14 protein-coding genes and 1 tRNA gene are annotated in these 25,215 nt (G+C 43.3%); 9 read left to right on the top strand and 6 right to left on the bottom strand.

The window, feature by feature from the left end; translation table 11 throughout:
- Window positions 1–38: 38 nt before the first annotated feature.
- A complete protein-coding gene (locus tag DDR33_RS02060; RefSeq protein WP_109414084.1) occupies window positions 39–401 on the bottom strand; it encodes a PadR family transcriptional regulator in 363 nt (120 codons plus the stop codon).
- Window positions 402–796: 395 nt separating this feature from the next.
- Between DDR33_RS02060 and DDR33_RS02065 the strand changes: the two genes are divergently transcribed.
- The 3 genes from DDR33_RS02065 to DDR33_RS02075 are packed head-to-tail and all read left to right on the top strand — an operon-like array spanning window position 797 to window position 6,109.
- Entirely contained in the window at window positions 797–4,006 is a 3,210-nt protein-coding gene (locus tag DDR33_RS02065) for a SusC/RagA family TonB-linked outer membrane protein (RefSeq protein WP_109414085.1), read from the top strand.
- 26 nt (window positions 4,007–4,032) lie between these two features.
- On the top strand, window positions 4,033–5,574 hold the full coding sequence (locus DDR33_RS02070; RefSeq protein WP_109414086.1) for a SusD/RagB family nutrient-binding outer membrane lipoprotein: 1,542 nt from the start codon (window positions 4,033–4,035) through the stop codon (window positions 5,572–5,574).
- Window positions 5,575–5,596: 22 nt separating this feature from the next.
- Window positions 5,597–6,109 (top strand): lipid-binding protein, encoded by a 513-nt coding sequence (locus DDR33_RS02075; RefSeq protein WP_158280611.1) that lies wholly within the window; start codon window positions 5,597–5,599, stop codon window positions 6,107–6,109.
- A 976-nt stretch (window positions 6,110–7,085) separates the two neighbouring features.
- Here DDR33_RS02075 and DDR33_RS02085 read toward each other — a convergent pair.
- Window positions 7,086–8,012 (bottom strand): S66 peptidase family protein, encoded by a 927-nt coding sequence (locus DDR33_RS02085; RefSeq protein ID WP_109414089.1) that lies wholly within the window; start codon window positions 8,010–8,012, stop codon window positions 7,086–7,088.
- An 87-nt stretch (window positions 8,013–8,099) separates the two neighbouring features.
- Between DDR33_RS02085 and metG the strand changes: the two genes are divergently transcribed.
- Window positions 8,100–10,160, top strand: coding sequence for a methionine--tRNA ligase (gene metG / locus DDR33_RS02090; RefSeq protein WP_109414090.1), 2,061 nt, complete (start codon window positions 8,100–8,102; stop codon window positions 10,158–10,160).
- 7 nt (window positions 10,161–10,167) lie between these two features.
- Window positions 10,168–10,239: transfer RNA gene (locus DDR33_RS02095), tRNA-Arg, on the top strand.
- 464 nt (window positions 10,240–10,703) lie between these two features.
- On the opposite strand, the gene DDR33_RS02100 is transcribed toward DDR33_RS02095, so the two are convergent.
- The 4 genes from DDR33_RS02100 to DDR33_RS02120 all read right to left on the bottom strand — a co-directional run bounded on the left by DDR33_RS02100 (window position 10,704) and on the right by DDR33_RS02120 (window position 15,988).
- On the bottom strand, window positions 10,704–11,267 hold the full coding sequence (locus DDR33_RS02100) for a DUF4468 domain-containing protein (protein WP_109414091.1): 564 nt from the start codon (window positions 11,265–11,267) through the stop codon (window positions 10,704–10,706).
- Window positions 11,268–11,470: 203 nt separating this feature from the next.
- Entirely contained in the window at window positions 11,471–14,194 is a 2,724-nt protein-coding gene (locus DDR33_RS02105) for a glycoside hydrolase family 78 protein (RefSeq protein WP_238387625.1), read from the bottom strand.
- A 383-nt stretch (window positions 14,195–14,577) separates the two neighbouring features.
- Complete coding sequence (locus DDR33_RS02115; RefSeq protein ID WP_109414092.1) at window positions 14,578–15,399, bottom strand: SDR family NAD(P)-dependent oxidoreductase; 822 nt, start codon at window positions 15,397–15,399, stop codon at window positions 14,578–14,580.
- 46 nt (window positions 15,400–15,445) lie between these two features.
- Complete coding sequence (locus DDR33_RS02120; protein WP_109414093.1) at window positions 15,446–15,988, bottom strand: carboxymuconolactone decarboxylase family protein; 543 nt, start codon at window positions 15,986–15,988, stop codon at window positions 15,446–15,448.
- 177 nt (window positions 15,989–16,165) lie between these two features.
- On the opposite strand from DDR33_RS02120, the gene DDR33_RS02125 reads away from it, so the two are divergent.
- From DDR33_RS02125 to DDR33_RS02140, 4 genes are all read left to right on the top strand, one after another.
- On the top strand, window positions 16,166–17,752 hold the full coding sequence (locus DDR33_RS02125) for a histidine kinase (protein ID WP_109414094.1): 1,587 nt from the start codon (window positions 16,166–16,168) through the stop codon (window positions 17,750–17,752).
- A gap of 158 nt (window positions 17,753–17,910) precedes the next feature.
- Window positions 17,911–20,496, top strand: coding sequence for a zinc-dependent metalloprotease (locus DDR33_RS02130; RefSeq protein ID WP_109414095.1), 2,586 nt, complete (start codon window positions 17,911–17,913; stop codon window positions 20,494–20,496).
- Between the two features lie 15 nt (window positions 20,497–20,511).
- Window positions 20,512–23,868 (top strand): SusC/RagA family TonB-linked outer membrane protein, encoded by a 3,357-nt coding sequence (locus DDR33_RS02135; RefSeq protein ID WP_109414096.1) that lies wholly within the window; start codon window positions 20,512–20,514, stop codon window positions 23,866–23,868.
- A 7-nt stretch (window positions 23,869–23,875) separates the two neighbouring features.
- Window positions 23,876–25,195 (top strand): RagB/SusD family nutrient uptake outer membrane protein, encoded by a 1,320-nt coding sequence (locus DDR33_RS02140; RefSeq protein ID WP_109414097.1) that lies wholly within the window; start codon window positions 23,876–23,878, stop codon window positions 25,193–25,195.
- Window positions 25,196–25,215: the final 20 nt, after the last annotated feature.

Consider the following 25,215-nt stretch of genomic DNA (forward strand, 5'->3'; position numbering starts at 1 on the left):
TATCTTAATTTATTCTGTGTTTTTTATCGCTTTAGCGTTTAGCCGTTCTGTTTCAATGTATCGTTACCGGATTCTTTCCGGCCAGTGGAAATATCGACTGCGTATACGAGCTCTTCCCAGGTTTTATCGAGTTGTTTAAAAACTTCGGCTCCGGCTTCAGTAAGCTTATAATATTTACGCGGCGGACCGGATGTCGATTCTACCCAGTTGTAGCTGAGAAGGCCGTTATTTTTCAGCCGTGTCAGCAATGGGTATAATGTTCCCTCCACCACCAGGAGCTGCGCCTTCTTCAGCTCACTGATTATGTCTGAGGCATATATCTCGCCCCGCGAGATAACAGCAAGGATACAGTACTCGAGTATCCCTTTCCTCATTTGGGTTTGAGTGTTCTCTACTATCATGATACAAAGATATATGTTTTGTTTGGTATTATGCAATACATAGTATTATAAAAATTAATATTTGTTTTCTTGCCGATTAAAAAGAATAGATTCATCACAAGAGGATCAAGTGCAATTTTGAGCTTCTTTAGGTATTTATCTTTAAAAGATAAAGTCTTTAGATGCTTTCAAATGTGATCAACTTTCCATATCTTAGGATAGTCGAACCCGGATGTGGTGGTAAAATTCATTTTCATAAAAGACTTTGAGAACTGTAATTATTGTATCACAATAGCATGTTTTTGTTCTTAAAATGACTCCTTTTTATATTTCTTTTAAAAAAAAGCAAATAAAAATTTGAAAAATGGAATAAACTCCCCAACTTTATACTTTAATCATTAATTTAGAAAGAACATATGAAAAAACTTTTATCAAGTTTATTCATCTTGTTGCTGCTGGCTACGTGTGCCATGGCGCAAGAACGTACCGTGACCGGTACGGTAAAGGGTAAAGACGATGGCTTGCCTCTCCCGGGGGTAAGTGTAAGAGTAAAGGGTACAACAACAGGTACTCAAACCGGTGCAAACGGACAGTTTTCTATTAAGGTTCCTGGAAACAATGCTGTTTTGGTATTTACGTACATCGGATATGGAACACAAGAAAATGCGGTTGGTGCGAGAAGTGTCCTTAATGTAACGCTAAGCGGGGACGCGAATCAACTTACAGAGGTTGTAGTGACAGCTTTAGGTTTATCAAGGCAGCAAAAGGCAATTGGTTATGCCGCTTCTACTGTTAAAGCCGAGGATTTAACAGCTGCAAGAAACGCTAATGCTATGAGTGGTGTCCAGGGAAAGGTTGCTGGTGTTTCAATTTCAAACTCTGGTGCGCCAGGTGGATCCACTAAAGTTGTGATCAGAGGTGTTTCGTCATTTTCAGGAGGAAATAACCCCTTGTATGTAGTTGATGGAGTTCCTGTTAATAATAATACGTTGAATAACGCTTTTACAGGAAGTACCGAAAGCCAGTTCTCAAGATCGATGGATTTCGGGAACCAGGCTAATGATTTTAACCCTGAGGACATTGAATCGATGTCTATCCTCAAAGGTGCCTCAGCTACTGCTTTATATGGATCAAGGGCTGCTCATGGTGTTATCATGATTACGACAAAGAGGGGTAAGCAAAATCAGAAGTTGAACGTAACTTATACAGGAGCATTCAACTTAAGCAATGTTTTACGGGTACCTCAAACTCAGAATATCTTTGGTCAGGGCTGGCCTTATCAGGCTTACGAAGAAAATGGCTCCTGGGGCCCTAAATTTGATGGAATAGTAAGAGATTGGGGCACAGAAGTAAACGGCGTTCGCAGACAGAAGCCCTATTCTTATGTTGAGGACAATATCCGTGACTTCTACGACACTGGTTCTGATATTCAAAATTCTGTTACGATATCAGGAGGTGGAGATCATAATTCTTTAATGTTCTCTTATTCCAACACTACTCAAAATGGAGTTGTTCCTACAGATGCAGATAAATACGCGAGAAATAACTTCTCTTTACGTGGAAATTCTGATTACGGAAAATTTAAGGCAGACTATAGCGTAAATTATATCAGAAGAGATATGAATGCTGTTTTCTCCGGACAGGGCACAAGTGATGGTGGTGCTACTTTATACCAGGAGCTCATTCAGATTCCTGTAGATATTCCTATTAGTCAGCTTAAAGATTATAAGAATGTCTATAATAATGTAGATAATTATTTCACCGCTTACGCGGAAAATCCTTATTTCATTGTAAATGAGAATGGAAGTCGTCTTCAGGATGACCGGATCTTTGGAAAGCTTGAACTATCTTACGAAGTATTTAAAAACACCAGGGCAATAGGTCGTTTAGGAGGTGATTTCAATAATACTAAGCTTAAGGATTGGGGAGCACTTGTCAACTTTACTCCGGGATCTTTTTCAACTGTATGGGAAAAGGCGCCAACTGTAGGCCGGTATGGTGAAAACTTCAGGAAAGATGGTCAAATAGATGCTAATCTTTTGCTGCAGGGAGACTATAAATTAAATGAAGATATTTCTTTAGGCGGAGTAGTCGGTTATAACTATAACCAAAGGAAATATGAATTTCTCAATTCATATGTTTCGGGCTTAAATGTACCCAATTGGTACAGTTTGCAGAACAAAAGTACATCTGAGCCGATTTCTGAATCTTTGATAAATCGTAGAAGACTAATGGCCGTTTTCGGAAGTCTAGATTTCGGATTCAAAGATTATTGGTTCGCCAATGTGTCATTAAGAAACGACTGGTCGTCTACCTTGCCAAAGAATAACAGAAGTTATTTCTATTGGGGAGCTAATACTTCATTTGTATTTACTGACGCGTTTAAGGATTTACAATCTGAAAAGTTGAGTTACTTAAAGGTTCGTGCTGCATGGGGACAAACAGGAAATGATGCAGATCCTTATCGCGTAGGTACTCCATTTATTCCTTCAAAACCAGCACTTCCTTTTGGTGATATTTATACGCCTTTACAGGGTGTGTTAGGTTTAACTCAAAGCAATAATCTAGGAAATGAGAATTTGAAGCCGGAAATCACCACTGAATGGGAATTAGGTTTAGATACACGTTGGATTAACAGCCGTATTGGATTAGATTTCTCTTATTATAACAGGAAAACAAAGGATCAGATAGTTAGAGCTTCCATTGCTCCCGAAGCTGGTTTTACAACGCAAACACTGAACATTGGTAATATCCAGAATAAAGGTTTTGAGGCGTTGCTTACTCTTATTCCTGTTAAGACAAAGGATTTTCAGTGGACCTTTGTGACTAATTTCACTAAGAACAAAAGCAAGGTTCTGAAATTATATGGTAATGCCAAAGAAATAGTAATTGAGAATGCATATTCAATTGATTACGTTGCGCGAGTTGGCGAGCCTCTCGGAATTTACAGGGTGCCTAAAATCAGAAGAGTTGAAAGTGGCCCTGATGCGGGAAAGATAATTGTCGGCTCGAACGGCTATGAGTCTATTGATCCTAATGATAAGGAAGACTATGGTAGCTCCAATCCAGATTTCATCTTAGGATTTAATAATAATCTTAAATATAAGAATTTCTCCCTTGGCTTAACCATTGATTGGCGTAAGGGTGGTCAAATGTATTCCTATACAAAACAACTTAATGCCTTTGTTGGAAATACCATGGAAACCACTTATAACATGCGTCAGCCCTTTGTTGTACCTAACTCTGTTAGGGAAGTTACAACAAACGGCGTTACTTCATACGTAGAAAATAATATTCAGATTTCTACAACTGGAATGTATTCTTACTGGTATGGGAATACCAATCAGGCAAGATACCGTGATTACATAATTGACCGTGATTATTTGAAACTGCGTGAAGTAGTATTGACCTACTCGTTACCTAAAAGCCTGGTGTCAAAGGCAAGATTATCTAATGTTGATGTGAGTTTGATCGGAAGAAATCTTCTCATGTTTACGCCGAAATCGAATACATTTGTTGATCCGGAAGGAACTAATTATGGTAACGATATTGCTTCGGAATTTGGTGAATTTGCTGCCGGCCCTACTATGAGAAGCATCGGTGCAAGCTTAAGAGTAACTTTCTAGTCAATTAATAAGATAGGAAAAAAGAAATGAAAAAAATAAAGATTTATGCGTCTGTTTTACTTCTGCTGTTATCTGGAACGGCATGTAAAAAGGCTCTTGATATAAACGATAACGATCCTAACTATTTAAAGGATACTGAAGCTAAGTTTCTGCTGCCATCCGGCCTCGCTTACTCAGCGTCCCGTGTGGGTGGGGACTTCCAGTTAATAGGTGGTTTTTGGTCACAGCATTATACGCAAAATAATAATGCGAGTCAGTATAGAACACTTGATCAATATAACCTTACGATCTCAAGTTATAATGACACCTGGAGTAATATGTGGTCTGGTGCATTGAGTGACTTAAAATTGGCTATGCAGAGGGCTTCTGCAAAAGGAGAATGGCATTATTATTTGGCAGCCGAGGTAATGGCAGCGTTTGATTATCACATTCTGAATGATTTTTATGGCGCAATACCCGTTAAAGAAGGATTAGATTTTGCCACTTATCCTCAGCCAAAATTTGATGATAGCAAGGTTGTTAACGGAATAATAATCTCTATGCTTGATGATGCTATATCAAAGGCTTCACAAGCCAGCGCGTTAGACCCCATGGGTAAGGAGGATTTTATTTTCAATGGTGATATTGAAAATTGGGTTGCTTTTGCCAAATCTTTGAAATTGAAGATTTTAATGAGGGATTTTTCCACGAATCAGGCTGCAATTACTACTTTGTTAGGGGATAACCTTTTGGCAGCCGATGCAAAGATGGACGTCTTTATTGATGCGGAGAATAAATCGAATCCCTTGTATGAACAAGACAGGCGGAAACTTAATAACGCTGGCAACATGCGGGCTAGCAATACGCTATTGAAATATCTTTTAGCGAATCAGGATCCCAGAATTGGTGCTTTTTATGAGAAGACTATTTTATCATCAACTATAGATCCGGAAACTGGAAAAATTGTGGTAGATGAAGAGACTGGAGAGCCTTGGCCGGAATATTATGGGCTTGAGCAAGGAGATTATTTGGCGAATGAGGATATTTCTCAGACCTCAAGAGCTGTAATTAAGCCAACTGATCCAGTTTTCTTTATGTCAGCAGCAGAAGTAGCATTTTTAAAGGCTGAAGCATACGCGAGGTTGGGAAATGTTAGTGAAGCCAAAACTAATTACGACAGAGGAGTAACATTAGCGTTTGAGAGATGGAATTCTGCTTCACTTCCATTAAATGCCGCACCTTTCTTAGCCTCAGGCGGAAAATATGAGTTTCACTCTACTGCAGGTTTGGGAGGAATGCTGGAGCAAATTATAACACAGAAGTGGGTTGCAGCTGCCCGTAGCCAAGCTTGGGATTCTTTCTTTGATCAGAATAGGACAGGCTATCCTCTAATAAGTAATGTGGATACAGAAGATGACGAATATGTGCCAGGTGAGTACACTATAGCCGTGAATTCAGTATTGGCTGCAGGCAAGCTTCCAAGAAGGCTGTTGTTTCCCAAAAGATCAAGTGACTATAATCCCAATACTCCGTCTGTAGTTCCTATTACTACGCCTATGTGGTGGCACAAGGAAGCGAATCAAAATTAATTGTTTAGTTAAAATGAGAAATATGAAGGCTAGAAATTTAATATATATCCTGTTTGTCGCTGTCGTTTTTACCTCTAGCGGGTGCGATACTTATTCAGACCAGGAGGTAGAGAATAGTGCAATCTATCCTATGTCGGGTGAATGGCTATCTCACGTATATGACGCAAGCGGGAATGCATTTGGTGCTACTCCTGCTAATAAGGCAGGATCACTGTTTGCCCTTAGGACTTACAACACCACTAACAATGACGCCGATAAAGCTTGGGTTAAATTAGGTACAACCCAAGCTGTGGCTCTGCTTGGTAAAGTGGATGTAAATTTAAGTGAGAAAGCGTTTATTGGTCAGAATATATCGAACCAAGCAAAGGCAGGAACTACTTTTAATATAATAGAAGGCAAGGTAATCCTAGATGCGGTTAAGTTGCCAAGTGGCGCCGTCGCAGATAGTATTTATATTAAATATAGTACTACCGTGGATGGTGCGACCTATATTGTAAAAGGGCATAGAAGAACTCAGTGGACGGATACAGAGTAAAACTTTTTATTGCTGTTGAAGAGGGTGCCCAAAAAGGCACCCTCTTTGCTTTACAGGATAGTTGAAAATCTTATCAGTAGATTTTCAATTTATGCTAATGATGGTTGAAACTGGATAAACTGTGTTGATAGTAGTTTATACTAACGATTCAGGTTGATTGACAGGACTTTTATGAGCTTTGCTGTCATTTTTCTTAAGTTATGCGCTATAGCTGCTAGTCCGAACTCATGTTTAGGTTATAAAGTGTACGTAGTCTGAGCAGATTATTCCTTTTAGCTGACTAAATAATACTTCGGGCTCTATAGTTCTGGTTTTTCGAAGGAAGATACCTTCTTTACTTATTAACTTTTCTTTCCGTTAAAGTCTTCAATGTATGATTGACTTTAATTGTCCGGTACTGATCGACTTTGTAGGACATCTTCCTATCTTCTCTTCTAGCTTTGCTATATTCTTCTTTGTGGGGCCTTTTCCATATAGGTATGACGGTTTGAGGTTTATTCTATCTTGTACCGTCCGCATTCTGGATATAAGGCTGACATATCCAAGCCGGCCATCAAACAGACTAGTTCTGCAAAAGGATGATAGATAACAGTCTTTTGCATTTATCTCGAAATCATTAATGGTACGGAAGCCAGAGGCGCTGTTGCTTGACCACCACATGAAATGGATATTTTCCTGAGTACCCAGGTCATTTCCGAAAGGAAAAGATATTGAAGCAGTAACTGTAGAAAAGTACTTTAATCGGTATCTGAGATAGAAGCCGTTAGTACCCACCGCCTTTATGTCCCGAAAGAATTTCATCGATATTGAGGAACTAAAACCTTTTTAACAATACGAACAAGATGGGAATGGTATCCCTCCTATATGGAAAAGAGAAAGCATCAACTAATGGGAGGTTAAGGGTAAATTAAAATAGATATAACTCATTAAAACGGCTGCCGCTTACAGATTATTTGATCAAAGTAGATTAGAACTATCAAATAAAATGTATGGCATTTGAACTGCTAAAATGTAATAATGATTTAGCCCTTTGAGTTATTGTGCTTAGGTGAAGTTTCCGGCCAAAATTAAGCGCATAATTATTCTCAATATGCCCTGCCGGGAAATCGAAGCACACAGGATAATCATATCCCTCCACCATATTCATGACGATATCCCTGACCGTTTCTCCAAATGGGATATCGTTGTCTTTCATGTCGGTAAAAGCTCCTACTATCAGTCCTTTCAGCTTTGCTAGCTTGCCGGCTCGTTTAAGTTGCCAGAGCATGCGGTCTACGGAGTAAAGATATTCGCCTACGTCTTCTATAAAAAGGATCTTATCGGTAAAGTCCATTTCAGAGACGGAACCGGTCATCATGACCAGTAAGGTTAAGTTTCCTCCTATTAGAATTCCTTCTGCATCTCCACTGCGGCCGGGAACTGTACTCTGGAACTCGTAGTGAAGAGGATCACCGAATAGAGCTTTACGCAGGGATTCCAGGGACGGCTTAGTGGCATCTGGTACGTTCAGCGGCATGTGGCCATGGATGGTTTGTATGCCGCAGGTGGCGTGAATATGGCTATGGAGCACTGTAATGTCACTGAAACCCACTACCCACTTAGGGTTTTGTCTGAAATGTGTGAAGTCGAGTGTGTCTATTATACGAATGGTTCCGTATCCTCCCCTGGCTGCGATGATTGCTTTGATTGAATCGTCGTCCAGAAAACGTTGCATGTCTTTTGCGCGTAATTCGTCGGGACCGGCAAACTGATGATAGGACGCAGTTACTGTTTCTCCGAGCACAACTTCCAGCCCCCAGGACTCGAGGAGTTGAATGGCGCTGTTGATATCTGAAGGTAAGCTTTTTCCGGGGCAGGTTATCGCAATCTTATCGCCTTTTTTCAGATATGGGGGTGCAATCATCAGTAGTAAAAGTTTAAAGGGCGAAAGTTAAGAGTTTTTTTTCAAGCTCAATCAGTATCTTTGCCGGGTTATCACAATCTATTTTGAATGTCTGAATTAGATAATTTTAAACGATATACTGTTACTTCGGCGTTGCCTTATGCAAACGGGCCGCTTCATATTGGTCACCTTGCAGGGGCCTATATTCCTGCTGATATTTTTGTAAGGCACATGAGGCTGCGCGGGAAGGATGTGGTTTGGGTTTGTGGATCTGATGAACACGGTGCCGCTATTACTATCAGGGCAAAGAAGGAGGGGATCACGCCACAGCAGATCATTGACAAATATCATGAGCAGATAAAGGAGAGCTTTGAGCAGTTCGGTATTGCATTTGATATTTACCATCGTACGTCTTCTCCTATTCACCATGATCTTTCCCAGGAGTTTTTCCTTAACCTGTATGAGAAAGGGGAGTTTTTGGAGAAGGAATCTGAGCAGTATTACGATGAAGAGTATGATCAGTTCCTGGCCGACAGGTATATCATTGGCACTTGTCCTAATTGCGGGAGTGATGGTGCTTATGGAGATCAGTGCGAAAAATGTGGTACCTCACTGAACCCGACTGATCTGATTAACCCGAAATCTACGTTGAGTGGTAAGGCTCCTGTGCTGCGTACAACGAAACACTGGTATCTGCCTCTTGATAAATATCAGCCCTGGCTGGAAGAATGGTTGCTTGAAGGAAAGAAAAACAAATGGAAACCAAATGTATACGGACAGTGCAGTTCCTGGCTGAAAGCCGGTCTGCAGCCGCGCTCGATGACACGCGACCTGGACTGGGGAATTGATGTTCCGTTGGCGGAGGCTAAGGGTAAGAAGCTCTATGTTTGGCTTGATGCCCCGATTGGTTATATCTCTGCTACCAAGCAATGGGCCCTGGATAACGGAACAGACTGGCAAAAATACTGGAAGCGTCAGGAGAACGAGGAAGATAATTCCTGCCTGATCCATTTCATCGGTAAGGATAACATCGTATTTCATTGTATCACTTTTCCTTCGATTTTGCATGCGCATGGTGAGTATATTCTGCCTGAGAATGTTCCGGCAAATGAATTCCTGAACCTGGAAGGTGATAAGCTTTCCACGTCCCGCAACCATGCGGTATGGCTCCATGAATACCTGGAAGAGTTTCCGGGAAAACAGGATGAACTCAGGTATGTGCTGACTTCTATCCTGCCCGAAACTTCTGATAGTGAGTTTACCTGGAAAGATTACCAGGCTAGGGTTAATAATGAACTGGTAGCGATTCTTGGTAACTTTGTGAACCGGGTGATGATCCTGATGCATAAGTATTATGAGGGAAAAGTGGAGGGCTCGGCAGAGCTTCGGGACAAGGATCTTTACGACCAGATCGGAAAGGCCTACCATGCGATTGGTGAGGATATTGAGAATTATAAGTTCCGTCAGGGTTTATCGGAGTTGATGGATGTAGCCCGGTTGGGAAATAAATATCTTACTGATAAGGAGCCGTGGAAAACCTTTAAAACTGATTCGGAAGCTACGCGTGAAGTTTTACAAAACTGTTTACATATTATTGGGCATTTAGGCGTGCTTTCTCAGCCGTTCCTGCCGACCGCTTCGAAGAAAATATTCGCTATGTTGAATCTTTCTTCTGAGGTGTTTATGTATGACCAGGAGGTTCGGTTCCAGGACGGGCACCAGTTAAATAAAGCTGAATTGCTGTTTGAAAAGGTGGAGGATGCTGTTATCGAAAGGCAACTGGAGAAGCTAAGTAAAGCTAAAGAGGTTGCTGTGGTTCCGGTGGAAGCGGCACCAGCTAAGGAGAATGTCAATTATGATCAGTTCTCGGCTATGGACATCCGCGTCGGAACTATTCTCGCCGCAGAGAAAGTGGCTAAGACTAAGAAACTGCTTAAACTCACTATTGATACCGGCATCGATACCAGAACGGTGGTATCCGGTATTGCTGAATATTTCGAGCCTGAGGCTATTGTCGGTCAGCAGGTTAGTATCCTGGTGAACCTTGAGCCGAGGGAAATTAAAGGAATTCTTTCAAAAGGAATGATTTTGATGTCGGAAAATCCGGAAGGAAAACTTATTTTTGTAACTCCTGCGGAAAACGCTGCTAATGGCAGTGTGATTCGTTAAGTTGGATGGCCCTGTAGTTCAACGGATAGAATAGGCGTTTCCTAAACTCTAGATGTGGGTTCGATTCCCGCCGGGGCTACAAGAGCCAGCAGTTCAACGGAATTGCTGGCTCTTTTGCGTTGAGGGGCTGAGACGGGTAGAATTTACATGCTAAGAAATAAATCAGAATGATTAGTATTGCGCCTTCCAAATATAATTTCTGCCAGCATGAAGCTATTGTAGCTGCATTATCTACATCGACGGATACCGTATCCAGCATTTAGTTCCCCCGATCAGCTTAAAAAGGCCAGTCGACATCATGAGAGGTTTCTTTCAGATAATCTGTCCAAGGTTCTCTTTTATTATATCCTTGTCTTCCTGTATTGTTAAAGCATAATGTTGCAGACTGGACAAATCTATTTTCTTAGGCATCAATTAGGGGCAAATGAAATACCTCATCAAGTTGCGCATTGAGATATAAGCGTTTTCTTCGGGGGCGATATGACTGAACTTCTCGTTTGCTTCCGCTGCTTTAAGATACTAGTTGTATAGCTTGATATAAACTTAGAAGTCGCTTACAGATATATTAGATGACATATCTTTATATAAGCTTGACATCAATTCTTCAATTTTGATATTTATTTCACGAAAGAGCTTATTATCATGCCCGAGTGATAAGTGATCATCATCCCTGTGAGGTTTCAAGTATCTTTTAAGAGGATAATATTGATCTGCAGGAGTTTTTTCATTTAAATACCTATATACAAACTGGTTAAACAGGATTTTATATTTTTTATCTTTAACGGTGATATCTGTTATCATTTGAATTCGATATTTAATTCCCCAAAAGCTGCTTGTAACAATGTCAAAACTTCCTTTGCCAACAATATTCCCGTTTTCCTTGTCTGCGATTCTTATTACTTCTTTTGAATCAATAAATATTTTAGCCATCCATCGAATTGCTCTGCTATAAAGCTCATCCTTTTTTATTGTGCTATCTAAATCGTATATTCTTTCGTACTGGATATCACCATCTTTTAATGGTACTGAGTTTTTTGAGGAATCACTTCTCTGGGAAAGGGCAACTAATGGCAAGAACATGACGATTATAATTAGGTTTTTTTTCATGTGTGAGGTTTTTAGTAACCAAATGTAGGCTAATTTATTTACATTCAAATAGTATTGCAGTATTATGAAAATGCGGATTTCCTTGCTGCTTTATGTTTGATGAATTACGGACAGTTTTATTCGGCCCAGCAAAGGAAATTTCCTTTTTTAATCCCCTGATCAACATTGAAAGCAGTTATAAAAGCTCCCATCACTGACCCCACCTATCCCTCAAAATAATGCTCTCCGGAACCGACATGGAAACTTTTATATGATTTTCCTTGCGTATCCGGCACGAATACCTCCGCTGTCGTATTAGGAGGGATGGTAACGGTCAGTTTAAACTTATTGTTCTCTATTCTCCATTTGCTGCGGATGGTGCCATAGCTACTCTCATATGATCCTTCTGCGTGGGTAAGTTTACCTCCGGCGATGGGTTTTATAATGATCTTTTTATATCCTGGCTCTCCGGCCTGGATCCCGGCGATGTTCTGGTACATCCAGTCTCCGATTGCACCGTAAGCATAGTGGTTATAGGAGTTCATGCTGGGTGTTTGGAAGCTGCCGTCGGGCTTTATGCCGTCCCAGCGTTCCCATATAGTGGTGGCTCCCATCTTTACAGGGTATAACCATGAGGGGTAGGTCTCCTGCATCAGCAGGTCATACGCAACATTCGTATATCCGGATTTCGTAAGGGCGTGGCAAAGATAAGGCGTGCCCAGGAAGCCGGTGGTCAGGTGATTCCCGTAGTCACGGATATTTTGCACCAGCCTTTCCGCTGCGGAGGCACGCAGATTTTCCGGTAACATATCAAACTGCAGCGCCAGAACGTAAGCGGTCTGCGTAGAAGACACCAGCCTGCCGTTTGGAGTGAGGTACTCTTTTACAAAAGCGGTTTTTATGTCGTTTAATAAGGATGAATACTTTGCGTGATCTTCATTCTTCCCCAGTACTTTTGCCGCATTTATCAACAGTTGTGTGGAATGAGTATAGAAACACTGTGCGATGAGATATTTGTCAGTCACCGCCGCGCGGCCGTCATTGTCATCATCCGGGCGGTAAAACAGCCAGTCGCCAAAATGAGACCCTGTATTCCAGAGGTTTTGCCTGCTTCTGGACGTAATGAAATCAACCCAGGCTTTCATACTGCTGTACTGGGTTTCCAGTATTCGTTTATCACCGTAAGTAAGATACATTCCCCAGGGAATAATGGTAACGACGTCGCCCCAGCCCGCTGAGCCTGCATCGTTGGGAGTCAGGACATCGGGTACAACGAAAGGAATGCTGCCATCTTTATGCTGATCGGCTTTTACGTCTTTAAGCCATTTGGTAAAGAAGCCGCTTACATCCATGTTGTATGCGGCGGTGTTATAAAATGCCTGTGCATCACCCGTCCAGCCCAGGCGTTCATCACGCTGTGGGCAGTCGGTAGGAACATCCACGAAATTTCCTTTCTGTCCCCAGGCGATGTTATGCTGCAACTGGTTAAGCAGCGGGTTAGATGAGTTAAACGAGCCCGCAGGCTCCATATCTGAATGAATGACCACGGCCGTGAGATCTTCCGGCTTTAAATCGCCGGGAAATCCTTCTACCCTGGCATACCGGAAACCCTGGAAGCTGAAGTGCGGAGAGAAGAACTGTTCCTTGTTTCCTTTAAGGTAATAGACGTTTTGCTGTTTAGCCGACCGCAGGTTGTCGGTGTAAAAGTATCCTGCCTTGTCCAGAACCTCTGCATGACTTAAGGTGATCTTTGTATTTTCAGGCCCTTTGACTTTAAGCTCTACCCAACCCACCAGGTTTTGTCCGAAATCCACAACGGTTTCTCCCTTCGGGGTTTTTAATATCTTCACAGCTTTGATACTCTCCTGCTTCCTGACACCGTCGGCGCTCATGCCAATCAGGTTGTCATACCCGTAGTCCAGCTTTCTTACCTTCTTCCAGTCAGCGTCTTCTTTGTAAGCTGGTGTTGTCCAGCCAGAGCGTTCTTTGGTGGCATCATAGGTTTCGCCATCGTAGATATTTGAACTGAGCACCGGGCCAAATGCAGTCCTCCAGCTTTCATCGGACAGTAAGATTTCTCTGCTGCCATCGGTATACTCTACTTCCATCTGCATTAAAAGAGCCCGGGTATCACCATAGAAAGCCTTTTGATAACTGAACCCTATCCTGCCTTTATACCACCCATCTCCCAGCATGGCTGCCAGCACATTGTCCCCCTTACTGAGCAATGCAGTGACATCGTATACCTGGTATTGCAAATGATCTTTATAGCTTGTCCATCCCGGCGTCAGGTAATCTTGCCCGATGCGGGTTCCATTAATGTACGCTTCGTATAACCCTCTTGATGTGATATATGCTGATGCCGACTTTACAGCCTTGCTCAGAGTGAATTTTTTCCTGAAAAGCGGGCTGGCGAGTGAAGTATCAGCACCTGGTACCGATATCCACTGTGCCTTCCAGTTCGAGGGTTTTAACCCCATTTGCCAGAATTGCAGCGGGCTCCACGGAGATATATGTCCATAATTATCGGTCACCCTTACCTGCCAGTAGTATCGTTGACCTGGTTTTAGAGCGGGACCTTCATATTCAACCAATATTGATTGGTCTGTATTTTTTTTACTGGTCCAGTATAAATTCTTCCCCGACCTGACGGCATTCCGGTCGGTACCCACCCTGATTTCATAACTGCGCTGCAAGATGTTTTTGCCCGGGGATGCCAGTTTCCAGCTCATTCTGGGTATGGCAGGTTCTACCGCCATCGGGTTAATCTGGTGTTCCACCTGCAAGCCCGACACACTTAAGTTTTGCGCGGAGGCGGTTAGGGTAAGCATCAGAAAACAGAGGGTTCTAAAGGAAAGGATAAGAGCGGCTGCTCCCGCCTTTCTTAGCCCGGTGTGGTCAGTACCGGGACTCCTGAATTTTAATAAGGGCATCAATTGGTTTATCATTTCAGCTAATTAAGCAAATAACATATAATAAGTTATTTGTGGTGTTTCGATAAAGATAAAATAACTTATTATATCCTGGTAAAGAAAGTGTTCAGACCTGGATCGGCATTACAATCTATGCCCTTAATTTGCTAAAACGCTTTTTCTGAATTCCAGCGGTTTCATACCGGTCTGTTTTTAAACGGCCTGGTGAAATACGAGGTATTTTCGAATCCCGGGAAATAGGCTATTTCTGCAATGCCCTGGTCTGCACTTCTTAATAAGTTCTTTGCTTCAGAAATTAATGCCAGGAGGATCAGCTCCAGTGCTGTTTCCCCGATGAAGTTCGCTTAATGTTTTGAATTGTGTCATTGTCGTAAATTAACAATTTGGACTCAACCCTTTTATCCGTGAGCCGCTACTGCTACAGTATCCCAGGATTCCCACTCTGCAAGCCGGTCAGCGTATACCTGTTTGGTTTTACGGAGACCGAGATTGCCAAGGAATAAGCGTAAGGGAGGGTTGTCTGAGTCAATCAGTTTTAAGATAGCAGAGGCAGTTGCCTGCGGATTTCCGTATTGTTCGGCAGGCATTCCTTCTGTTTGGAACAGCTCGTTGCGTACGGTATCATAAGCCGGGTTCGCTGTGGCTACCACGGCTGAGCTTCCACCGAAATCAGTTTTGTAACCATTCGGTTCTATCAGGGTAACGTGGATGCCGAAGCCTTTTACTTCTTTGGCCAATGCTTCGCTTAATCCTTCTACCGCGAACTTAGTGGCATTGTAGATGCCGAGGGTCGGTAACGACCATACGCCTAATACACTTGACAGCTGAATGATATGCCCGTGCCCCTGCTCGCGCAGAATGGGTAATGCTGCCTGGGTGACAAATAAAGTACCCAGGATGTTCGCATCCAGAATATTGCGTACATCTTTTTCTTCGAGTTCTTCTACTGCTCCGAAAACGCCGTAACCTGCATTGTTAATTACGACATCCAGTGTTCCGAACCGGCTTTTTGCTTTTTGTATGGCGTCAATTGCCGCTGCCTTATCTGTAATATCCAGCTTCAGGGGGAGAAAACTGCCGGGGTATTGGGCTGCAATATCGCTGTAAGCATCAATATTGCGGCTGGTGGCTACCACGTTGTCGCCTCTTTCCAGTAAAGCGTTCGTCCATATTCTTCCAAATCCTTTGGATGCGCCTGTTATAAAAATTGTTTTGGACATGATTTGATCGTTTTAATGTTTTTAATCGAATGAGTAGTGTTTTAAATCAGTAAAGTTGTTTTGCTGCCGGGAAATCAACGGGAACTTTTGTATTGACAAATACATAATTTGTAAAGCTCCGCAAAGTGATCAGCGAGATCAGTTCAACTAAAGCTTTTTCATCGTAGCCTGCTTCGAAGAAGGTGTCCAGCAGAGCCCGCTCTGCTGCTCCTTTGTTAGCGGTAATAGATTGTGCAAGCAGAATGACGGTATTCAGTTTCTCGTCTCCATACTGAACCTTCCGGATAGCAATAGTATCTTCTTCTGTGAAGCCTTTCATTTTGGCAACAGCGGTGTGAGCAGCCAGGCAATAGGCACAATCGTTTACCTGCGAAACGATGAGATTGATTGCTTCTCGTTCTTTAGCTGTGAAGCTGGAGTCGTGTGAGAGTGCTGTCTCTGAATCGAGCATGGCCTGCAAGGCGGATGAGGAGTAACCAATGGTTGCGTAGAGGTTTGGAACCTTGCCTAGTTTCTTTTGTACCTGTTCAAGAATTGTCCGGGATTTTTCGCTTACCTGATCTAATGAAGGTGTCTGTATTGTTTTCATTGTTTATATATATATTAATTCAACACTACAAATGTATCGTGAGGGGCCAGAGGAAAATAGTCCGTATCAGCGGAAGAATAGCACAGATTTCCCCTGACTGTAAACCGACTGATGTGGTATGCCCGTTTATATTGGATATGAGGTGGACATCTTTCTAAACCTGTATCTTTGCCCCTGATGAAGAATGAGGTGAAAGGTCGTGGTTATCTGCTGCTTCCGGCGGTTATTATAGTAGTTTCTTTTATCGCTGTTGCCTTTTTTATCAACTGGCGGTTAGAAAAATCGGCGGAGACGATTGGCGAAGTATATACTGCCGCAATCCAAAGGAATAAAGAGTCTTTTTTCCGCAGTCGTTTTAATGAGTTGATTGAAAAGGTCAGTCTTGCCCGGCAGGTAGCTGAGCAGGAATTGAAAGACGGTAAGCAGCCCTTTTTGTTCAAGGCTGTACTTTTCTCCGACCCTATTGTTAATCATATTTGGTATTCCACTGGAAAGGATGAAATAAAACATATTAATACTGAAAGCCGTCAATCTTCGGAAAGTATTCATTCAGTCGTTGATAAGAAGATAAGCAACCAGTTATTGAATGTCATTCCTGCTAAAGGCGCATATAGTGAACTAATTAAAAGCTCCGAATCGGTTAGATGGGTTTATGGAGTAACAGCAGTTAACTTACAATCCGGGAAATCTCTTGTCCTTGGATTTGAGGTGGATATGCGGGAATTGCAGAAGTATATGGAAGTGGCTGATCCGGAAGGTCAGTCCTATGCCTTTATAGCAGACCAGGATGGTGCCGCAATTTTTTATCCTGATCAGAAACTTATTGGAAAGAAGGTTTTAAGCAGGCAGGAACTAAGATTAGTGCAGCAAACCTCCGGAAGAAAGATTCTGATGGATACCGTTCATTCCGATTTTCTAGGGCTTCCTGTTGTTAGAAAATACTCCTCTTTTAACGTTGCCGGAAAATCCTGGGTATTTGTCGTAGATACGCCCACTTTACTGGTGAGCGATGAAATTAATTCTATATCGAAATATTCTGCAATATTTGGTCTTTTTGCTCTTATTGTCATATTGGGCACCGGCATTTACAGTCAGCGGAAATGGCTGAAAGAATTTGAATTAAGACGAAGGGCTGAAGACGAGCAGCAAACTCTCCTGATCGAGAAACAGAAATTACTGCTGACTTCAGAAAAGCAGCAGAAGGAGAATGCGCTGCTGCAGCTTGATAAATTAAAGCAAAAGATTAATCCTCATTTTCTTTTCAATTCGCTTGGCTCTTTAAGCGTGCTGATTGCCCGCGAGCCTGAGACCGCTAAAACTTTCGTGATGAAACTCTCCAAGGTATACCGGTACGTGCTGAATGAGTTTCCTGACAGTCTTTCCACAGTCCAGGCAGAGATCGATTTTGCAGAGCAGTACACCTTCCTGCTGCGTGTACGGTTTGGTGAAGCTCTCCAGGTACTTCATGTACATATAGATACCGGGCATCTGCAGTGCCGGTTGCCGTCAATGGCCATTCAAACCGCAGTCGAAAATGCCGTTAAGCACAACGTGGTTTCAAAAGAGCAGCCTCTTACTATCGTCGTGAGGAGTGAGGGACGATTTATTGTTGTTGAAAATAATCTGCAGGCACGGTCAACGCCTGTTGATTCCGGTGGATATGGCTTGAATTACATTCAAAGTATCTATGCTCATTATAAGATAGCCGGTTTTGCTCATGGACAGGAACGCAATTCCTATATATGCTATTTTCCGGTCGTTTAACAAGCAGGTCAGTAAATTGATTGAAATTTTACTCCTTAAAAATGCGGATTCACTCCTTAAAACGGCGTGTCCGTTCGTTCTGATTTTATAATATATTGTTTTTCACCCATATTGGATCTGTGGTTTTCGGGATAAACAGGGCGCACAACGTCCTTTTGATGAAATTTTTCAGGGTAATTCTTTTTTTCATTCTGGCATTTTCCTGTTCTGCTGAGCTTTTCTCGCAAACAAAGGGCAAATCTTCCGGCAAAACGGATAAAAAGAAAACAGAGAGTCGTGCTGACAGTGCTGATACTGATAAGAAGAGCAGCGGCAAGTCGTATAAAGAACTTTTGAAGAAGGCGACTACGGTTAAGGGGATCTTTGACGTACATCGTGTTGACAATGATTTCTATTTTGAAATCCCGCTTCGCTGGATGCAAAGGGATTTTTTACTGGTGAACAAGATCTCGTCTGTTCCGCTGTCTATCAATGAGGCGGGGATTAACAAAGGGATGAACACCGAGAATAAGGTGATCCGCTTTTCGCTAAACAAGAGAGCAGGAACGGTTTGGGTGAAAACCATAGTCCCCCAGGTAGAGTCGCCCGCAGCTGATGCAATCACACAGTCTGTCAGGGATAATTTTACCGGATCTGTAATTGAATCCTTTAAAATAGAAGCTTACAATACCGATTCATCAGCGGTAGTGGTAAAAGTAAACCGGGTATTCGACGGTACGGACAAGAGCTTTAATGATGTGTTTAACGATATCGGGCTGGGTACAAGTGTCAAAACATCGCTTTCGGCGATAGAGAATATTAAAGCTTTCCCTCAGAACCTGGTAGTAAAGTCTCTTTTAAGCACTACGGTGACAGAAGGAAGCAATTCTCTGCCGGTAAGCGTGAAGGTGACCACAAACGTGCTTCTTCTTCCTGAAATTCCAATGGTACCACGCTTTGGCGATAAGCGGATAGGATTCTTCACAACACCGAGATGGTACTTCTCAGACCGCCAGCAGCAAATGGAATCACGTGAGCTGATCACAAGATGGAGACTGGAGCCAAAACCCGAGGACCGGGAGCGATATAAACGCGGCGAGCTGGTTGAGCCCATTAAGCCGATCATCTTTTTTATCGATCCGGCAACTCCACGCCAATGGGTAGGTGCGATTAAATCAGGCATCAACGACTGGCAGAAAGCGTTTGAACAGGCTGGATTTAAAAATGCTATTCAGGCAAAGGAAGTAAGAGATACGGCAGATTTCGATGCCGACGATGTCAGGTATTCGGTTGTAACATACGCTGCATCGCCGAAGTCGAATGCTATGGGACCAGCAGTGATCGATCCGCGTTCGGGGGAAATCCTGGAGTCGGATGTAATCTGGTGGCACAATGTGATGACATCATTAAAATACTGGATGCGGATCCAGACGGGGGCTATTGATTCTGCAGCGCGGGCAAGAAATCTGTCTGAAACGTTAATGGCCAATGCCATCCGGTTCGTATCCTCTCATGAAATCGGACACACACTTGGATTAAAACACAATATGGGGGCCTCTGCAGCATTTCCGGTCGATTCCCTTCGTTCTCCTTCTTTTACTGCCCGTATGGGGGGAACGGCTCCATCTATCATGGACTATGCCCGTTTCAACTATGTCGCCCAGCCGGAAGATAATGTCAGGAACATTAATCCCCAGATAGGCGTATACGACAAATATGCAATTGAATGGGGATACCGGTGGCTTGACATGAATGATCCGCATCAGGAGTTGCCGGTATTGCAGAACTGGCTGAGGAAACACGAGAATGATCCGCTGTACAAGTATGGAGAGCAGCAGGAATCACAGAATATTGTTGACCCGCGTTCACAGTCGGAAGACCTGGGAGATAACAGTGTGAAAGCGAGTTATTATGGTCTTCAGAACCTCAGGCGTATTGTTCCGCAGATAAGCACAATTGCAGCATCCGAAGGTGATGATTATTACGAAGCCGGAAAACTTCTGCTGGCGGCTATTCAGCAGTGGCAGATGTATGCGGGACACGTAACCGCGAACATTGGCGGATTTTATCTTGAAAATGCGGTAAAGGGAGATGGCAAGGGCGCCTGGATGCCGGTGCCTGTACAGCGCCAGGAAGAAGCATTCAACTTTCTTCGGAAAGAAGTTTTCAGCATGCCGGAATGGCTGGTTGAGCCGCAGCTCCTCTCAAAATTCCTGCCTACTCAGGATTCACCGGTAGGCCCCTTTGAGTACACCCCCTATAATGTTCGCAGAAATGCGCAATACGATGTGATCTATAAGCTTTTTGCCGATGAGCGCCTGATGCGCATGACGGAGGCTGAGGCTTTCTGGGGTAAAGAACATGTATTTACAGCAACAGAGCTTTTCGGAAGGATGCATGCTGAAGCTTTTCGGCCAACTATCAAAGGGAGATCACTGGGTATTTACGATAGGATGTTTCAGCAGAACTTCGTGGATGCGCTGCTCGTCAGCTCCGGTAAACTGCTCGAGAAGCTGTCGGCAAAAAGTCTGCATGATGAATGCCATTATATGCAGGTAGATGAGGGCTTCGGCGGGGAGCACGTCTTGAGGAACATAAATGTAAGCCTCATGTCGCGTACATCGGAAGCTGCGATGCTTAAGCGCGCCGAACTTTTAAAGATATTCCGGCTGCTGGAACGCAAACAAAAATCTGGTGACGAGGTGACGCGTGCGCACTACCAGGACCTGATGCTCAGGATTCGCCGCGGACTTAATATTCAATAGCAATCAAAATCACACATGAATAGACTATTACTTTTTTTATGTATGCTGTTTCTCGGTGCGCAGGTGCAGGGGCAGCAGGTGACAATCAGGGGGCAGGTGCTCTCAGACGATGACGGGAAACCAGTTCCCGGCGCCTCGGTGATGGCCGATAAGTCGACAATTGGTGAACAGACTGAGGCCCCCGGCGTTATCCGGAGTTCGGCCCTGGGTACTGTAACGGACATAAACGGGAACTTCAGCCTGACGCTTCCTGCCGGTACCCGAACTATACGGGTGAGTTTTCTAGGCTTTGCCTCTAAAGTGATCGATATCAGCGGAACGACTTTCGTAAAGGTACGCCTGGTCAATGATGAAAATCAGTTAAAGGAAGTAATTGTAACAGGCTATAACTCGATCAAAAAGAGTAAGAACACAACTGCATCAGCCAAGGTGAGCTTTGCCGACATCCGCCAGAGCGGTGTGGCAGGAGTTGACCAGATGCTGCAGGGTCAGGTGGCCGGCGTGGTGGTTACCACCCTGAACGGTGGCCCGGGTGCTGCACCTAAGATCAGGATCAGGGGAACGGCGTCCTTAAACGGGAACCAGGAGCCTCTCTGGGTTCTCGACGGGATTCCTCTCGAAGGAGATAATATGCCTGCCATCCTGGATAAGGATAATATTGATCAGTTGCGTAATTTCCCTATTGCGGGAGTGAATCCTGATGATATTGAAGATATCACCATTCTGAAGGATGCTGCGGCTACGGCTATCTATGGTGTAAGGGCTGCTAACGGGGTGATCGTGATCACGACAAAGAGGGGAAAGAAGGGTCCGATGCAGGTGAACGTGAATGCAAACTCATTCATCGGGCAGCGTCCTGATTTCAGCCGTTTGAATCTGATGAACTCCAATGAGAAAGTGGATTGGGAACTTGGCCTTGCCGCCCGTGAAGATCTCACTTTCCGCGATACTTATGGAGCTGTGGCCAGGATTCTGAATCAGAATGGTCAATTGAATGCTTTCCGTCAGGGAGGCTTCAGTGCTCTGAACTCTGTAACGCAGGATGCTATAAATAGTCTCAGGGCTGTTAATACAGATTGGGGAAAAGAATTATATCAGACTTCCGTGAATCAGCAGTATACTGCCAGCATCTCAGGTGGTACCGACGATGCAGATTATTATTTCTCTGCCGGGTATTATGATGAAAAAGGTGCTACCAGGGGCACCGGTCTGAAGAGATACAATGTGACGTTGAAAACAAATCTGAAAGTTTCTGATAAGCTTAAGTTTGGCGCTGGTTTATTTGGTACAGCTTCTGATCGTAAAAGTTATATAACGGAAGCATCTGCACAGACCAATCCTGCTACCTATTCAAGGAATGCGAATCCTTATTTGCGTGTAAGGGATGAGAACGGAGCATACGTTTATGATCCTGACATTACCGGGGCAGCAAATCTCGTTGGTGATATCTATCTACCCTTTAATGCAGTAGAGGAGAGAGAAAACACTGATTATACTTTTAATAATAAAAGTTTTAAAGGCCTTTTCAATGTTGAATGGAAAATCGTTCAGCCTTTGAAATTTCGCTCAGAGATGGGGATTCAGGTTGATGAGAACAATTCAGAGAAGTTCGGAGATCAGGAGAGTTTCTACGTCAGAAAGTTTCGTGCGGGAACATCTTATTATAACTCTGCTACAAAGAAATATGAGTATTTTCTTCCTGCGGGAGGCATAATTGAGAATCAGAATACCTCGTTTTTTCAATATAACTGGAAGAATATTCTGGAATTCAATACAGTGATCGATCAGAAGCATGAGATTGAAGCAATGGCTGGATCCGAGTTCAGACGGACAAATAATGATATTATCCTGAGCAGAGGATTCGGATATGATCCAAAGACTTTGACAACTAGTCCCATTGTTTATCCTCAGGGATATAGTGCTACGTCAACTACAACCTATCAGCCATACAACAGGGTAAAAGCTCGTAATGCCTATGCATCCTTTTATGGCATTCTTTCCTATACCTACGATCGCCGGTATACTCTTTATGGTAGTATTCGTTATGATGGATCCGATTTGTTTGGGGTAGACCCTAAATACAAGTGGTTGCCAATCTACTCGGTGTCGGGTGCCTGGAATGCAAAACAGGAAAGTTTCCTGGAGGATGTGAAATGGTTGTCAAATCTGAAACTCAGGGCGTCTTATGGATTGCAGGGTAATATTGATAAAACGACATCCCCGTTTGTTATGGGTACCTACCAAAATGGTGCGATCTTACCGGGTTATCCCGAACAACAGATTTCCATTCAAACACCTCCGAATGATAAGTTGCGCTGGGAGAAAACCTCTACGCTGAATGGAGGAATCGACCTTGGTGTATTGAATAACCGGATTCAGCTGACAGTTGATTATTATAACCGGCATAGTAAGGATCTGTTAGCAATGCGGGCCCTTCCTCTTGAAACGGGTTTTGCTTACCTGAATGTTAACTGGTCAAGAGTGAAAAACGAAGGTCTGGAGTTTTCTGTATACTCCCGTAATATTGAGACCCGTGATTTTAGCTGGTCGACCGATTTTAATATTTCCCGCAATAAAAGCAGGGTAACCAGGCAGATAGCGAAGGATACGGACCGGATGCCATCAAAAGAAGGTTATCCCGTCAACAGTGTTTTTGTAATCAGGACCGCCGGTCTGGATGATCAGGGATACCTGCAGTTCAACAGGGACGGACAGGTAGTACCTTTCGAAGATTATTTCAAGTTGTATGATCCGTGGGCTGACTTTTTCCCCGGAGAGTTGACGGAATCTTCGATGACTAATGAAGATTATAGAAATCTTTTTAGTTATGCAGGGGACGCAGATCCAAAATTCACTGGTGGCTTTATTAATAAGTTCAGATATAAGAGCTTTGATCTGGCTGTTACAACAAGTTTCTTTATTGATCAGACCGTTCTTCGTCAGGATTCATATAATCCGGCACTTGTTGACAGAGGCAGAAATTATTCCGGACAGTTGATGAACACCTGGACATCACAAAATGCAACTTCCACCCTCCCTCGTGTGATTGGTTATAATACAGAGAACGCAGAACGGTGGATGGTAAACCAGTGGTACTCTGTAGTAGATCCGATGAATACGTATCGGTACTATGATATCTGGGCGAAATCAATCAGTTATTTACGGGTGAACAGCATCAGACTGGGTTATACCCTTCCTTCCAATATCTCTAAACGCATTGGTGCCCGGAACCTGAGATTCAGTGTTGAGGGGAATAATCTCTTTGTCATCAGCAAAAATTACGACGGGTATTTCGATCCTGAGACATATGGTAATATTTATGCTCAGCCTGTAACAAAAAGCATCAATATTGGTATTAACGCAAGCTTTTAAATAAAGTATGAAAAAATTATTATCCGGAGCTCTTTTGCTGGTTCTCATATCAGCAAGCTCCTGTAAAAAATATCTGGATATAACGCCTGTTGGACGTGTGATGCCGGAAACAACAGAGGATTTCAGGGCCTTACTTACAAGTGCCTATTCTCTTTTCCCTGAATTCAAAGGACAACTCGCTCTCCGAACGGATGAATTGATAATGAATGAGTATTCGGAGGATGCAGTTTATTCAAGAGACATTTTCACCTGGAAAGATGGTTCTGCCGATCCGGCAACCACCGAATTTCCTTATCAGTCATTTTACCAGAGTGTATTTTACGCAACCGAGATAATTACCAGTGCAGAAGAGAAAGCTGGGAAAAGTGCAGAGGTAGATCAAATCCGCGGAGAAGCTTATTTATTGCGTGCTTATTGCCATTTTGAGCTCCTGAATCTTTATGCGAAGCCATATAATAAGGAAACTGCATCAACTGATCGCGGTGTTCCTGTTTCTACTGAGATCGACCTCGAAAAGAAATTTGCACCGGCCCCAACTGAATCTGTTTATTCGCAAATCTTCTCAGATATTGAGAAGGCAGAGGAACTGATTAATATAACAACTTTCGAAACTGGTAAGAATTATCGTTTTACACGCAGGGCAATGGAAGCATTCAAAGCACGGATCTATGAGTATCGCGGTGAATGGGAAAAAGCACTCAGTTCGGCAGAAAAAGCATTAGCTTTTAACAATCAGCTGGAGGACTTGAACAACAGCAACCTTGTGCCGACGAATTTCCTTTCTGCAGAAAGCATCGTGGCCCTGGAAAGTACTCTTCCTTCATTGGTTAGCAGAGCAGTCTATGTTTCTCCTGATCTGATAAGCAAATACCAGGCAGGATCTGACCTTCGTTTAACAAAGTTTTACAGTAAAAGCGGAAGTCGCTACAATTCGTTGAAAACCGGTAGCGATCAGTTCAAAGTTACCTTCCGCAATGCCGAGATGTATCTCATCAAAGCAGAAGCCGCTTTCCAAACCGGCAATACAGCACTTGCACGTGAAACACTCCTTGCATTGAAAGCGAAGCGGTTCACTCCTCAGGGATATATTACGGAGTCTGCAAAAGTGGCTCAACTAAGCGGCCCTGCACTACTATCTGAAATCCTGGCCGAGCGCACGCGTGAGCTTGCGTTAGAAGGCCACCGCTGGTACGACCTGCGCCGTTATGGCCAGCCCAGCATCACGCATCAATTTAACGGAGAGACATTTGTTCTTCAGCAAAACGACCCCCGTTATACTTTGAGGTTCCCCGCTTCAGCAATACAGAATAATCCTAATCTGCAATAAATTAATGATTAAAATAGCAG

This window comes from Pararcticibacter amylolyticus (assembly GCF_003130405.1).
Taxonomy (GTDB): Bacteria; Bacteroidota; Bacteroidia; order Sphingobacteriales; family Sphingobacteriaceae; genus Arcticibacter; species Arcticibacter amylolyticus.

Excerpts from the sequence above, each read along its gene's own strand:
- DDR33_RS02085 (WP_109414089.1), bottom strand. The coding sequence starts at position 8,012 with ATGATTGCACCCCCATATCTGAAAAAAGGCGATAAGATTGCGATAACC.
- DDR33_RS02135 (WP_109414096.1), top strand. The coding sequence starts at position 20,512 with ATGAATAGACTATTACTTTTTTTATGTATGCTGTTTCTCGGTGCGCAG.
- DDR33_RS02100 (WP_109414091.1), bottom strand. The coding sequence starts at position 11,267 with ATGAAAAAAAACCTAATTATAATCGTCATGTTCTTGCCATTAGTTGCC.
- DDR33_RS02125 (WP_109414094.1), top strand. The coding sequence starts at position 16,166 with ATGAAGAATGAGGTGAAAGGTCGTGGTTATCTGCTGCTTCCGGCGGTT.
- DDR33_RS02115 (WP_109414092.1), bottom strand. The coding sequence starts at position 15,399 with ATGTCCAAAACAATTTTTATAACAGGCGCATCCAAAGGATTTGGAAGA.
- DDR33_RS02140 (WP_109414097.1), top strand. The coding sequence starts at position 23,876 with ATGAAAAAATTATTATCCGGAGCTCTTTTGCTGGTTCTCATATCAGCA.
- DDR33_RS02075 (WP_158280611.1), top strand. The coding sequence starts at position 5,597 with ATGAAGGCTAGAAATTTAATATATATCCTGTTTGTCGCTGTCGTTTTT.
- DDR33_RS02060 (WP_109414084.1), bottom strand. The coding sequence starts at position 401 with ATGATAGTAGAGAACACTCAAACCCAAATGAGGAAAGGGATACTCGAG.
- DDR33_RS02070 (WP_109414086.1), top strand. The coding sequence starts at position 4,033 with ATGAAAAAAATAAAGATTTATGCGTCTGTTTTACTTCTGCTGTTATCT.
- DDR33_RS02120 (WP_109414093.1), bottom strand. The coding sequence starts at position 15,988 with ATGAAAACAATACAGACACCTTCATTAGATCAGGTAAGCGAAAAATCC.
- DDR33_RS02065 (WP_109414085.1), top strand. The coding sequence starts at position 797 with ATGAAAAAACTTTTATCAAGTTTATTCATCTTGTTGCTGCTGGCTACG.
- DDR33_RS02105 (WP_238387625.1), bottom strand. The coding sequence starts at position 14,194 with ATGATAAACCAATTGATGCCCTTATTAAAATTCAGGAGTCCCGGTACT.
- DDR33_RS02130 (WP_109414095.1), top strand. The coding sequence starts at position 17,911 with ATGAAATTTTTCAGGGTAATTCTTTTTTTCATTCTGGCATTTTCCTGT.
- metG (WP_109414090.1), top strand. The coding sequence starts at position 8,100 with ATGTCTGAATTAGATAATTTTAAACGATATACTGTTACTTCGGCGTTG.